A 13,512-nucleotide genomic window follows, 5' to 3' on the forward strand; every position below is an offset into this window, starting at 1 on the left:
CCTCTTAAAGCTTCTTTATAGGCAGTTGCTGATTGAGGATCACCAGATGGTGGAGATACAAAGTGACTGATTGGTTCAGCTGCTCCCCAGAATACTAAACCAATTCCCATACCAGCACTAAATAGCATCGCAAACCATGAAATTGTGTTAAATTCTGGTTTATCTTCAGGTTTACCCAATTTCAATTTTCCAATTGGACTAAATATCAAGAAGACACAGAAGAATATCATTAGAGCTACAATAACCATATAATACCAACCAAAGTATTCAGTAATCCAACCAGTAATATTTGTCCCTATTGAATTAAACTGATTTGGAAATATTGCACCTAACAATACAACTATTGCGGTAATAATAATACTATAAGTAAAAACAGAGGACAGTTTCTTCCCACTAGCATTATGTTGTTTATTTTCCAAAATTAGTAACCTCCCTTATAATTGAACATTAGGCAGAATAACAGACTTTATATATTAAAACAACAGCACTAATGTTTCTTTTAATATATATTGTGATGCTAAAGCCGTCATAAAAGGATTACAAAACTAAACATAAAAATTCAATATTTCTATAAATATATTTATTAAAGTTGAATTCATTAACTTTAAAATAAACTTGCTCATGTTTTAATTTAAAAAATAAAAAACTAGAAAGTAATTTTAACCATTACTTTCTAGTCTAAAATATGATGTTTTTTATGAGGAAACATAACGCTCATCGCTACAATAAAAGCATTTCAATACTTTATACTTCAATATTATTTCACTATAAGTACTGGTATAGGACTTCTTTTAGCAACTTTATGTGTTACATCTCCAAGTACATGTTTGATATCTATACTTACGCGATGGTTACTCATTACAACTAAATCAAAATCGCCTACATCCGTATCTCCAAAACTGATTCTCTCAAGTATGGTATCTTTTACAGGCCCAAATTCGATGGCTACTTTATAATTAATACCTTGCTCTTTTAATTTTTCAAGAAATGGAGAAAGTTCTTCTTCTTTTTCTTTAATAATATCTTCTTTATGTTTATTTTCATAACGTACACTCGCCAATAAATCATTTTCAGTCATGACATTATGAACAACTACAGTAGAATCTTCTCCAACTAATTTCGCTAAGTTTTCGGGAATGTTATCGAAATCATTTTCAAAAGAGTATGGTAGTAAAATATTTTTATACATAATAAATCACCTTTCTTAATTAAACTATTGCAAAACAGTCTCATGTAGTTTTGCTCGTTTAAATATATTTTTGGTGCCTTAATGCGTATTTTACTAGTGAAACAACTGAAGTATTGAGCAACTTTTTGCATTAAATCAATGATGTACCCATACCATAAAAAATTTTTAGTGTACTTACTTATTATTTAATTACCACAATTTTATATAAATTATTCATTTATTAATGAAATATTTCATTTTTTCATATTCAGCACTTCAAAGTACTTATGGCTTGTTAATTACATACACAAATAGCAACTACATTAATGATTTCAAAAATAGATTTCTTTTTAAAAAATAGACATGACTATGAAATCAAAATCATCCCTTTGCTCTCATAGTCACGCCTTATAATGCTTATTTATTAATGTAATTGTTCTTGGCCTCGTTTATTCCAAGTTAAAATAAAGCTTAACATCGCTAAAATACTAATAATTGTTAATAAGACAAAACCAAAATCCCATCCAAAATGTTGTACGACAAAACCTAAAACAATGTTTGCCATCACAGCACCAAATAAGTAACCAAATAGACCTGTTAGACCTGCAGCTGTTCCGGCTGCTTTTTTAGGTACATAATCTAATGCTTGTAAACCAATCAACATTACTGGGCCATAGATTAAAAACCCAATTGCAATTAGTGATAAATTGTCTAACCATGCATGACCTGGAGGATTCAACCAATAAATCAACACAAAGATTGTCACGCCAAGCATAAAGAAGAAACCTGCAGGACCACGACGTCCTTTAAATACTTTATCGGAAATATAACCGCAAAGTAGTGTACCTGGAATGCCTGCCCATTCGTAAAGGAAATAAGCCCAACCTGATTCACTTAAATTAAATTGCTTTTCTTCACTTAAATAAGTAGGTGCCCAATCTAACACACCATAACGTACAAAATAGACAAAAATATTAGCAAAAGCAATGGCCCATACCCATTTGTTATTCAATACATATTTAAACAATATCTCTTTTGTTGTTAACTCTGTTTCAAGTGTCTCATGTGACGTCGTAGAATAATCTTTGTTATAGCGTTCAATAGGAGGTAAACCTTGTGATTGAGGTGTATCTCTAATTAAGCCATATGCAATAATTGCGATGACAATTGCCAGTAATCCTGGATATATAAATACGCCTTCAAATCCTCTTAAATAACCAAAATTATAAAGGGCAGTCATAGATATTCCCCAAGTTGCGATCGGTGCCATTAAACCTCCACCAACATTATGAGCCACGTTCCAAATAGACGTTTTACTACCACGTTCACTAACACTAAACCAGTGCACAAGTACACGTCCTGATGGCGGCCATCCCATACCTTGAAACCATCCATTTAGAAATAACATAATAAACATGATTGTTATACTAGAAGTAAAAAATGGTACAAATCCTAATAATAAATTAACAATTGCCGTAAGCATCAAACCTAAAGTTAAAAATACACGCGCATTACTGCGATCACTTACGGTTCCCATTACAAATTTACTAAATCCATAAGCGATTGAAATCGCTGATAGCGCAATACCAAGCTCTCCTTTACTGAAACCATCTTCAATTAATGAAGGCATTGCTAATGAAAAGTTTTTCCTCAGCAAATAGTAACCCGCATAACCGATAAAAATACCTAAAAAAACCTGTAACCGTAACTTTTTATATGTATCATCTACCTTTTCAGACGGTAAAGGATCCACATGTTTTGCTGGCTTTAAAAAACGAAACATACAATCACCCCTAAATTAGCAATTATTTTTCTTAACATTTTATTTACAAATTATTTACTTAATATTAATATTTCCCAGTTGGTAAAGCAATACTATTATTAAGATTTGAATATTATTATTGTAAGAAATAATATTTACTAGGCCGTGGGGGATACGATTGCAATAAACAAAGATTTCATAAATAAAACACCTCATAGTTATGATAAATCTTTAACTACAAGGTGTTATGAAAAGTAACTATTACAATACATCAAAAAAGTGCATGCTTAATAGCATAATGATAATAAATAATCCGACGCACAGTATAAAACTGTACATAGAAGTTACAGTATTACGCAATTTACTACTATAAACATCGTTAGGGTCTTTCCCATGCATAAAAGCAACTATCCTATCATACGTTTGTATTCTATACGATTTTTTTAAAGCTTCTACTTTAAATGATGCAATAATCATAGTTATTAAGAGTATAATTTCAGCTGAAATCCATAATGCCGTCCAATAGTAGAGGGTTGGACCTGCTAAAATTGCGGATAATAACATAGGCCAAAACATTAAATGACTCCATAAATTAAATTTGCTCTGTTTTAACTTTTGTTCCATAATCTCTATGTCTCCTTTAACTAAATTATCTAAAGAAACTTGAAACAAAGAACTAAGCATTAACAAATTATGTATATCTGGATAACTTTTATCATTTTCCCAATTTGAAATTGTTTGTCGTGAAACATACAATTTTGCAGCTAATGCTTCTTGTGATAAATGGTCACGCTGTCTAAAAAATTTAATTTGATTACCTATGTTCATTTGCCAAGCTCCTTTAACTTGAGACTATAGTGTGATTCTATTTTAGACTACCAAATTGTATTGACATGCGCACATTTAATTATGCAAAAAGTTTTTGTCATATATATAGCGCTTTTTTTAGACTTCCCTCAGACTTACATGAAATAAGAATAAGAGTAAGACCGCAACTAAATCATACTTTTAATCACGTATCTTACTCCTATCATTATTATTATTTAATTAACCTGTGTCATAGCATTAAGAAACCAGCATCCCATCATAAATTTATATTTACGTCACAGTTTGCTGTTGTTGATATGGTATAGGATGATCTAATTCAAATGAAGCACCTGCAGTAATTTTTTTATATTGATAAGTAAAGTAGCCAATCCATAAAATTGTGAATATAAACGCGAGTCCATAACTTAAATTAAGATCCAGACCTAAACCTATCTTCTGACTTAAAATATAAGTAAAAATATTCCAAGTCATAAAGACTGCCGGAATTGCAGCCACCCAAAAATTCTTTTTCGCGATAAGTAAGTACATTGCACCTACCCATAAAGCGACAACAGCTGTAGTTTGGTTTGCCCATGAAAAATAGCGCCATAAAATGGTAAAGTCTACCTGAGTCAAACCAAAACTTACGACAAATAATGGTGCAGCTACGATCACTCTTTTTAACATACTATGCTGACCATAATTTAAATAATCAGCTATAATCATACGTGCACTACGGAAAGATGTATCACCACTTGTAATTGGTAAGACAATCACACCCAGTACTGCAATCGTACCAAACACAGAACCCAATAATAGATGTGATGCTTCACTTACAACAAGCGCCGCTTCCCCACGTGCTAAAACATCACTTAATCCACTATATCCATTAAATAAACTCATGCCTGCAGCTGCCCAAATCATTGCTATAATACCTTCTGCAATCATCATTCCATAGAATATAAAACGACCATTTTTCTCTTTGTTTGTCGTTCTCGAAATAATAGGTGTTTGTGTAGCATGAAAACCAGATAAAGCACCACAAGTAATTGTAAAAAATAGTAGTGGAAATATAGGAGCGCCATCTGGATGCATATTTTTCAAATTAATTTCAGGTATCGGTGCACCTGTTTGAATAAGACGGAAACCTATACCTACTGCACTAATTAATAACAATGCACCGAAAATTGGATAAATGCGACCAATGATTTTGTCTATAGGTAAAATTGTAGACAAAATATAATAAACAAAAATGACAAAGATAATGATACCTAATGCGATTCGTCCATCTAATAAATTATGTAGTAACAATGCTGGACTTGTTACAAAAACTGTTCCAGTTAGCAATAATAATAAGATTGAGAAGATATTTACAAAGTGTTTCATGACCTGACCTAAAAATTTACCAGCAAGTTCCGGTAAATGTGCCCCTTTATTTCGAATTGAAATCATGCCAGTCAAATAATCATGTACTGCACCTGCAAAAATACATCCCACAACAATCCATATAAATGCTACAGGTCCATATAATGCCCCCATAATCGGTCCGAAAATCGGTCCTACACCTGCAATGTTCAATAGTTGAATGAGTGAATTTGATGACGTCTTCATAGGTAAATAATCGACATTATCGCGTTGATTATATGCTGGTGTTGGTCTATCTTGTTTCGTTCCAAACATTTTGTCGATATACTTCCCATAAGTGAAATAACCTATAACTAATAAAATAATAGATACAATAAACGTTACCATTTTAACATCCCCTTTTAATAATATGTAAGCGTTTTCTTAATTTAATCACATATTTTATTATTCTACAATCCTGTAAATGTTTTTTTATTTAATTATTTTTAATTTTTGAGGAATATAAAATAAAATAAATTTTTAAAATAATCTTTACATTTATATGATATCTGACTGATTAACACTTATAATAAATAAAAAAAGTACAACTTCGTTTAAATTTAAACGAAGTTGTACTTTTTGGATAAGCTATATATTCAATTAAACTCAACTTTTATTTTTTATAAAGCTTAATTTTTATTTCATAATAATCATCATGGTCTTTAGCTTGATGTTCAAACTTGATGCCACTTTTTTCAATTTCTTCTAAACTTTTGCCTACCGCTTCACGTGCATCTGTTAAGTCTTTTTCAAATGCAAAACTTTGCGCTTTCACTTTTTCAGGGCCGACTTTTTGTTTTACTCTAGCTTCAGTTTGTTTCACGTTTAACTTTTGGCTTATAATCGTTTCCACTAATGTTTCTTGATCTTCATCTGATAAACTTAGCATCGCACGTGCATGACGTTCTGTAACTTTGCCTTCACGTAAACGTTCTATCACTTTTGGCGCTAATTTTAGTAATCTCAATTTATTTGCTATAAAACTTTGACTTTTACCTACACTTTTAGCTAATTCACTTTGTGTAGTATCACCTAGTTCTAAAAGTTTTTTATAAGCTTCTGCCTCTTCTACAACAGATAAATTTTCACGTTGGATATTTTCTATTAAAGCAACCACTGCAGTTTCTTCATCACCTAAATCTCTGATAATGACATCTGCGTATGTCTTATTCAACGATTGTAAGGCTCTAAATCTACGCTCTCCAGCAATGATTTCAAACATATCCTCTTCTATCGGACGTACTACAATCGGTTGTAACAATCCATGCTCATCTATTGATTCTGCGAGTTCTTTAATCTTATTTGGCTCAAATACTTGTCTTGGTTGATAACGATTTGGCACAATACGTTCAGTATGAATAGATTCAACACTATTATGATCCTCTTCAATATAACCAACAATGTCATCTTTATTTTTCAAACCAAATAATTTAGAAAAAGGTTTCTTCATATTTTATGCGCTCCCTCTAAATTAGTTGTATTAAATCACTTTTCTTTTTCAAGTAATGGAGACTTATTGGGCATTCCTGGTTTTCTTGGATATTTCTTTGGTGTCTCACTTCTCTTATCAATCTTGATCATTTGCCTTTCACCAGCATCTTCTGGTAATTCATATGAAATGACATCCTGAAGTTTACCACCGAGGACTCCTATACCAAAACGCGCTTCTTCCAACTCTTCTTCGCCTTTAGCTGATTTTAAAGCAATGAATTGTCCACCCTTTTTAACTAACGGTAAACACAATTCGCTTAATACGGAAAGTCTAGCAACTGCACGTGCAGTTACAATATCATAAGACGCCCTGTAGTCTCCCTTCCCGTAAATTTCTGCGCGATCATGTACAAAATTCACATTTTCTAAATCTAATGCTTCTGCTAATTGATTTAAAAAATGGATGCGTTTATTTAATGAATCTACAATTGTAATTTTTAAATTAGGATAAATAATTTTTAATGGAATACTTGGAAAACCAGCACCAGCACCAATATCACAAAATGTTAGCTCTTGTGTCAAATCCGTATAAAAACTTAGTGCAATGGAATCATAAAAATGTTTCAAATACACTTCATGTTCTTCAGTAATGCTTGTTAAATTCATTTTTTCATTCCATTCAACGAGCATTTGAAAATACGTTTGAAATTGATGTTGTTGTTTTTCTGTAAGTTCGATATCTTGTGTGCTGAGTTGCTCAGTTAACCATTTTACACTCATCTTAATTTTCCACCCTTTGTATTTTACCTTGTTCTAGGAACACTAATAAGATCGAAATATCTGCAGGATTTACACCTGAAATCCGAGATGCTTGCGCAATATTTAACGGTTTAACTTCCGCTAATTTTTCGCGTGCTTCAGTCGCTAAACTATCAACTTTACTATAATCTAAGTCTTCTGGAATTTTCTTTTCTTCCATACGTTTTACTTTTTCAACTTGCTGTAACGACTTATTGATATAGCCTTCATATTTTGTCTGAATTTCTACTTGCTCTTCTACATCACTAGGTAATTGATTTTCTTCTTCTAAAATTTCTAGAATTAAATTATACGTCATTTCAGGTCTACGCAATAATTCCAAGGCTAATATACCGTCTTTCAAGCGTGAACCGCCTTGCGCTTCAATAATTTCTTGTACACGTTCGTGCGGTTTTATTCTAATTTCATTTAAGCGTGCTTGTTCGTCTTTTATCATTTGACGTTTTTCATTGAAACGCGCATAACGTTCTTCAGAAATCATACCTAATTTATAACCTAAATCTGTTAATCTTAAATCTGCATTGTCATGTCTTAATAATAAACGATATTCTGCACGAGATGTTAATAAACGATATGGTTCATTGGTACCTTTTGTTATAAGATCATCTATTAAAACACCAATATAAGCGTCTGAACGGCTTAGGATGACTTCTTCCTCACCTAGTACTCTTGAGGCTGCGTTAATTCCAGCCATGATACCTTGTCCTGCCGCTTCTTCATAACCAGAAGTTCCGTTGATTTGTCCTGCAGTATATAAGTTTTTAATTTTTTTAGTTTCTAGTGTTGGCCACAGTTGTGTCGGTACAAGTGCATCATATTCAATTGCGTATCCTGCACGCATCATATCCGCTTTTTCTAAGCCTGGAATTGTTTCCAACATCTGACGTTGAACATGTTCAGGTAAGCTTGTTGATAAACCTTGGACATAAACTTCATTGGTATTTCTACCTTCTGGTTCTAAGAAAAGTTGATGTCTAGGCTTATCATTGAATCTTACAAATTTATCTTCAATTGATGGACAATATCTAGGTCCCGTACCTTTAATCATACCTGAATACATCGCAGATAAATGTAAATTATCATCTATAACTTGATGTGTTTCTCCATTGGTATATGTTAACCAACAAGGTAATTGATCTAAAATATATTCCGTTGTTTCAAAACTAAATGCTCTACCAACGTCGTCACCTGGTTGTATTTCTGTTTTAGAATAATCAATCGTTTTGGCATTAACACGCGGTGGTGTACCTGTTTTGAATCTCACTACTTCAAATCCGAGATTTCTAAGATTATCAGCTAGTGAAATAGATGGTAATTGATGGTTTGGACCACTTGAATATTTCATGTTACCTAAAATGATTTCCCCACGTAAAAATGTACCAGTTGTAATAATGACTGCATCTGCCCAGTATTCTGTGCCGATATTCGTACGTACGCCTTTGATGACTTCATCTTCAATAATTAAGTCATCCACCATGCCTTGCATAATATCAAGGTTTGCTTCATCTTCAATTACTTTTTTCATTTCTTGTTGATAAAGTACTTTGTCAGCTTGTGCGCGAAGTGCTCTTACTGCTGGACCTTTGCCAGTGTTTAACATACGCATTTGGATATGCGTTTTATCGATTGTTTTCGCCATTTGGCCACCTAATGCGTCTATTTCACGAACTACTATTCCTTTAGCCGGGCCACCAACTGATGGGTTACATGGCATGAATGCAATATTATCTAAATTTATTGTTAACATTAACGTTTTGGCACCACGTCTTGCTGAAGCAAGTCCAGCTTCAATACCAGCATGTCCGGCTCCAATTACTATTACATCATATTCTTGAGCCATACTTTTTCCTCCCTTTTATTTTCCTAGACAAAATTGACTAAATAATTGATTTATCAATTCTTCACTTGCGGATTCTCCGATAATTTCGCCTAAAATTTCCCAAGTTCTCGTTAAATCTATCTGAACCATATCCATTGGCACACCAGCTTCTGCAGCATCTATAGCATCTTGAATTGAGTTTCTCGCTTGTTTTAGCAATGAAATATGTCTTGAGTTCGATACATATGTCATATCCTGATTTTGGACATCTCCTGCAAAGAATAAATCTCTAATTTGTATCTCTAACTGGTCAATACCTTCTTGTTTTAACATTGATGTTTGAATGATTGGCATATCTCCAACCATTTCTTTAACTTCTGAAATATCTAATTGTTTGTCTAAATCCATCTTGTTAATTATGACAATGGCGTCTTCATTTTTAATAACTTCATATAACTTGCGATCTTCTTCTGTTAATGATTCGTTATAATTTAGCACAAACAAGATTAAATCCGCTTCACCTAAAGCCTTGCGTGAACGTTCTACACCAATACGCTCAACGATATCTTCCGTTTCACGTATCCCAGCAGTATCTACTAGCCTTAAAGGTACACCGCGAACGTTTACGTACTCTTCTAAAGTATCTCGAGTCGTACCAGGAACCTCTGTAACAATCGCCTTGTTGTCTTGGATCAAGTTATTTAACATGGATGACTTACCAACATTCGGCTTACCAACTATGACCGTTGCTAAACCTTCTCTCATTATCTTCCCTTGTGTGCCTGTATCTAATAACTTATTAATTTCTGACTTAATTTGATTTGATTTTTCTAATAAAACTTCTGTTGTGGCATCTTCCACATCATCATATTCTGGATAATCTATATTAACTTCTACTTGTGCAAGGATTTCGAGAATGGATTGTCGCTGTCGCTTAATCATATCACTTAAACGACCTTCAATTTGATTCATTGCAACTTTAGATGCACGATCGGTTTTAGAACGAATAAAATCCATCACCGCTTCGGCTTGAGATAAATCAATACGCCCATTTAAAAACGCACGTTTTGTATACTCACCAGGATCTGCCATTCTAGCACCGTGTGTCATCGTCAACTCTAATACTCTATTGATGGTTAAAATACCACCATGACAATTAATTTCAACGATGTCTTCTCTAGTAAATGTTTTCGGTGCACGTAAGACAGACACCATTACTTCTTCGACCACTTCATTTGTCTCAGGGTCAACAATGTGCCCATAATTTATTGTATGAGAAGGTACATGTTCTAATGGTCCCTTCCCTCTATATAATTTGTCTGCAATATTTACTGCGTCAACACCTGACAAACGTACAATACCGATAGCACCTTCACCCATAGGTGTGGATATACTCGTTATCGTATCTAAATCCATCATCCATCTCGCCTCCTTTATTCTAAAATTTATCATTATAATATTGTAAATAGTTTTGGATCAAAAAGCTAACATCTTGTTTAAAATTTTCATAAAGTTAGTCTTAGGGTTGTATGATGTAAGACTGACGCCAGTCTTAATTATCCCCTGCCCTACTTAATTCGTTTATTAAAAACCTTAGCTATTTTTAAAACATGTTCTAAACTTGCTTGGATTTGTAGTGTATCCATATCTTTAGCTGGATGCCTGGCTATCACAATAATTTCCATTGGTAATATATTTTGTTTATGTACCTTGAAACTCTCACGTATAGCACGCTTAATTTTATTTCTAACAACAGCATTACCTAATTTTTTAGAAACACTAATACCTAGTCTGAAGTGTTCTAATTCTTTATTAGGTTTCGTATAGACTACAAATTGACGATTTGCTACTGATTTTCCTTTTTTATATATAAATTGGAAATCACTGTTCTTTTTAATTCGGTATGCCTTCTCCACGAAACATCACTCGCTTATCTTTTCATTACATTTATTATTATATATCTAACATGCGTTGTATTTTTTAATAATAACAATAATTTTGCTACATATTTTCGTTATTTTAAACCAAAAAAAAGACCACTGATGAGTCAGTGATCTTATGCTGATAATACCTTACGGCCTTTACGACGACGACGCGCTAAAACTTTACGACCGTTTTTTGTGCTCATGCGTTTTCTGAAACCATGAACTTTACTATGTTTACGTTTATTTGGTTGATAAGTACGTTTTACCATGCAAAAACACCTCCATCTGTATTCGGTTATCTAAATATTATAATAGATAAATTAATATAAGCTTTTTGCTTCAAGTCTTGATTTAATATTATTAATTTCTAGTCATAATTCAAGCAACTACTACAATATAACAAAATCTTTTTTATAAAGCAAGTATCAATTTCAAGCATGTTTTTATCTCATTATAATACGAATCAGTCCTAGATATTTTAAAACTGTATTGATAAATACGTCTATTAATATAGAAGATTCACCCTATCATATAAATATTTTTCATTTCAAACCTAGAGGATTTTTTAATTATACAAATTCCATACACTTTTTATAAATTATTTCCCAAGCCCACAAATCGCTTAATTTTTGATATACTATTCATTCTTGTAAGTTATCCACTTATTCACAGATACGCATGCTTATTTTGTGGATAATATTTCATCTATGCACAGGGTTATTTATGATTTAACAACATATTCACAGCCATTTGACAGAGGTGTTTGTTAAAAAGTATAATTGTGTGGATAAGTTATGTAAATATTGATAAATAAGGGGTTATATTATGAAGATATATCCTAAATGGTTGTGTATAACTTATAATCACAGTGAGTTATCCACTGATTGTGTGTAACTTGTGGATAATTATTAACAGCTTGTGATTATGTTTATTCACACATGTTATTTCTGTGTATAACTTTTAAAATATAGAAAGTTGGAGTTTGCTATTATGTCAGAACAAGAAATTTGGGAAAAAGTTTTAACCTTAGCTCAAGAAAAAGTCAGCTATCCTAGCTATCAAACTTTTTTGAAAGATACAAAACTTTATTCGTTACAAAATGATGAAGCTATTGTAGTCATCGACGATCCTTTTGTAGCTAATTGGTTAAAAACACATTATGTTGAAATTGTACAATCTGCATTATATGAAGCTATTGGTCACGAAATCATGCCAGTATTTTACTCTGAAGATGAATTAGAAAGTTTAAAATCTGAAAAAAAACAAGATGTTAAGCAAAGCGCTAATGAAAAAGAAGTAGACCTTGATACTGTTGATGTAGCAAAAGTTGGTGATGAACAATTCAATATCAACAATACATTTGAAACATTTGTCATTGGTCCCGGAAACAGATTCCCACACGCTGCAAGTTTAGCTGTAGCCGAAGCACCGGCCCAAGCATATAATCCACTATTTATATATGGTGGTGTAGGATTAGGTAAAACCCATCTAATGCATGCTATTGGGCATTATGTCTTAGATAATAATCCAGATGCCAAAGTAATCTATACATCTAGTGAAAAATTTACCAATGAATTCATTAAATCTATCCGAGACAATAAAACAGAACGTTTTAGAGAAAAATATCGTAATATCGATGTGCTCTTAATAGATGATATACAATTCATTCAAAACAAAGAACAAACTCAAGAAGAATTCTTCCACACATTTAATGATTTACATCAAGCGAACAAGCAAATTGTTATTTCTAGTGATAGACCTCCTAAAGAAATTGCTAAATTAGAAGATCGACTACGTTCTCGCTTTGAATGGGGATTGATAGTAGATATTACACCACCAGACTACGAAACGAGAATGGCGATTTTGCAGAAAAAAATTGGTGAAGAAAATATAAATATTCCCACTGAAGCCTTAACGTATATCGCTAATCAAATACAATCAAATATACGTGAACTTGAAGGTGCGCTTAATCGTGTATTAGCCTTTTCAAAGTTACAAGGACAACCTATCACAACCGAATTAACGGCAGCTGCACTGAAAGATATCATCCAAGCACCTAAATCTAAAAAAATTACTATACAAGATATCCAAAAAGTTGTTGGAGAATACTATAGTGTAAGAATAGAAGATTTTAGTGCCAAGAAACGTACAAAATCGATTGCTTATCCACGTCAAATTGCTATGTATTTATCACGTGAATTAACTGACTTTTCGCTACCTAAAATCGGAGAAGAGTTCGGTGGACGTGATCATACTACTGTTATTCACGCACAAGAAAAAATAGTAAAAGATATCAATAATGATCCGACATTTAAACAAGAAGTTGAAAATCTTGAAAAAGAAATTAGAAACCCATAAAACGATCTGTACTATAACA

General features: G+C 32.6%; 12 protein-coding genes. 1 reads left to right on the forward strand and 11 read right to left on the reverse strand.

Features of this window, described 5'->3' with window-relative positions:
* The 11 genes from CD032_RS09275 to rpmH form a co-directional block, all read right to left on the reverse strand.
* On the reverse strand, nucleotides 1–422 hold a 422-nt coding region (locus CD032_RS09275), incomplete at its 3' end, for a BCCT family transporter (protein ID WP_180991846.1).
* A 335-nt stretch (nucleotides 423–757) separates the two neighbouring features.
* Nucleotides 758–1,189: a universal stress protein gene (locus CD032_RS09280; protein ID WP_019467919.1), complete on the reverse strand. Its 432-nt coding sequence runs from the start codon at nucleotides 1,187–1,189 to the stop codon at nucleotides 758–760.
* Between the two features lie 403 nt (nucleotides 1,190–1,592).
* Entirely contained in the window at nucleotides 1,593–2,951 is a 1,359-nt protein-coding gene (gene glpT / locus CD032_RS09285; RefSeq protein ID WP_019467920.1) for a glycerol-3-phosphate transporter, read from the reverse strand.
* A 240-nt stretch (nucleotides 2,952–3,191) separates the two neighbouring features.
* Nucleotides 3,192–3,758 carry a helix-turn-helix transcriptional regulator gene (locus CD032_RS09290; RefSeq protein ID WP_019467921.1) on the reverse strand — a complete coding sequence of 189 codons (567 nt, stop codon included), beginning with the start codon at nucleotides 3,756–3,758 and terminating at the stop codon, nucleotides 3,192–3,194.
* A 270-nt stretch (nucleotides 3,759–4,028) separates the two neighbouring features.
* On the reverse strand, nucleotides 4,029–5,489 hold the full coding sequence (locus CD032_RS09295) for a carbon starvation CstA family protein (protein WP_103211422.1): 1,461 nt from the start codon (nucleotides 5,487–5,489) through the stop codon (nucleotides 4,029–4,031).
* A 265-nt stretch (nucleotides 5,490–5,754) separates the two neighbouring features.
* Nucleotides 5,755–6,591 carry a ParB/RepB/Spo0J family partition protein gene (locus CD032_RS09300; RefSeq protein WP_040030046.1) on the reverse strand — a complete coding sequence of 279 codons (837 nt, stop codon included), beginning with the start codon at nucleotides 6,589–6,591 and terminating at the stop codon, nucleotides 5,755–5,757.
* A 35-nt stretch (nucleotides 6,592–6,626) separates the two neighbouring features.
* Nucleotides 6,627–7,352 carry a 16S rRNA (guanine(527)-N(7))-methyltransferase RsmG gene (gene rsmG / locus CD032_RS09305; RefSeq protein WP_103211423.1) on the reverse strand — a complete coding sequence of 242 codons (726 nt, stop codon included), beginning with the start codon at nucleotides 7,350–7,352 and terminating at the stop codon, nucleotides 6,627–6,629.
* Between the two features lies 1 nt (nucleotide 7,353).
* Nucleotides 7,354–9,231 (reverse strand): tRNA uridine-5-carboxymethylaminomethyl(34) synthesis enzyme MnmG, encoded by a 1,878-nt coding sequence (gene mnmG / locus CD032_RS09310; RefSeq protein ID WP_040030047.1) that lies wholly within the window; start codon nucleotides 9,229–9,231, stop codon nucleotides 7,354–7,356.
* A 15-nt stretch (nucleotides 9,232–9,246) separates the two neighbouring features.
* Nucleotides 9,247–10,626 carry a tRNA uridine-5-carboxymethylaminomethyl(34) synthesis GTPase MnmE gene (mnmE, locus tag CD032_RS09315; RefSeq protein ID WP_026034741.1) on the reverse strand — a complete coding sequence of 460 codons (1,380 nt, stop codon included), beginning with the start codon at nucleotides 10,624–10,626 and terminating at the stop codon, nucleotides 9,247–9,249.
* Nucleotides 10,627–10,778: 152 nt separating this feature from the next.
* Nucleotides 10,779–11,126 carry a ribonuclease P protein component gene (rnpA, locus tag CD032_RS09320; RefSeq protein ID WP_019467927.1) on the reverse strand — a complete coding sequence of 116 codons (348 nt, stop codon included), beginning with the start codon at nucleotides 11,124–11,126 and terminating at the stop codon, nucleotides 10,779–10,781.
* A gap of 140 nt (nucleotides 11,127–11,266) precedes the next feature.
* Nucleotides 11,267–11,404: a 50S ribosomal protein L34 gene (gene rpmH / locus CD032_RS09325; protein ID WP_000240855.1), complete on the reverse strand. Its 138-nt coding sequence runs from the start codon at nucleotides 11,402–11,404 to the stop codon at nucleotides 11,267–11,269.
* 721 nt (nucleotides 11,405–12,125) lie between these two features.
* On the opposite strand from rpmH, the gene dnaA reads away from it, so the two are divergent.
* Nucleotides 12,126–13,493, forward strand: coding sequence for a chromosomal replication initiator protein DnaA (dnaA, locus tag CD032_RS09330; RefSeq protein WP_103211424.1), 1,368 nt, complete (start codon nucleotides 12,126–12,128; stop codon nucleotides 13,491–13,493).
* Nucleotides 13,494–13,512 lie beyond the last annotated feature (19 nt).

The organism is Staphylococcus cohnii subsp. cohnii (assembly GCF_002902365.1).
Lineage (GTDB): Bacteria > Bacillota > Bacilli > Staphylococcales > Staphylococcaceae > Staphylococcus > Staphylococcus cohnii.

Coding starts and splice junctions, on each gene's coding strand:
- rpmH (WP_000240855.1), bottom strand. CDS start 11,404: ATGGTAAAACGTACTTATCAACCAAATAAACGTAAACATAGTAAAGTT.
- CD032_RS09280 (WP_019467919.1), bottom strand. CDS start 1,189: ATGTATAAAAATATTTTACTACCATACTCTTTTGAAAATGATTTCGAT.
- rsmG (WP_103211423.1), bottom strand. CDS start 7,352: ATGAGTGTAAAATGGTTAACTGAGCAACTCAGCACACAAGATATCGAA.
- CD032_RS09300 (WP_040030046.1), bottom strand. CDS start 6,591: ATGAAGAAACCTTTTTCTAAATTATTTGGTTTGAAAAATAAAGATGAC.
- glpT (WP_019467920.1), bottom strand. CDS start 2,951: ATGTTTCGTTTTTTAAAGCCAGCAAAACATGTGGATCCTTTACCGTCT.
- dnaA (WP_103211424.1), top strand. CDS start 12,126: ATGTCAGAACAAGAAATTTGGGAAAAAGTTTTAACCTTAGCTCAAGAA.
- mnmE (WP_026034741.1), bottom strand. CDS start 10,626: ATGGATTTAGATACGATAACGAGTATATCCACACCTATGGGTGAAGGT.
- CD032_RS09295 (WP_103211422.1), bottom strand. CDS start 5,489: ATGGTAACGTTTATTGTATCTATTATTTTATTAGTTATAGGTTATTTC.
- mnmG (WP_040030047.1), bottom strand. CDS start 9,231: ATGGCTCAAGAATATGATGTAATAGTAATTGGAGCCGGACATGCTGGT.
- CD032_RS09290 (WP_019467921.1), bottom strand. CDS start 3,758: ATGAACATAGGTAATCAAATTAAATTTTTTAGACAGCGTGACCATTTA.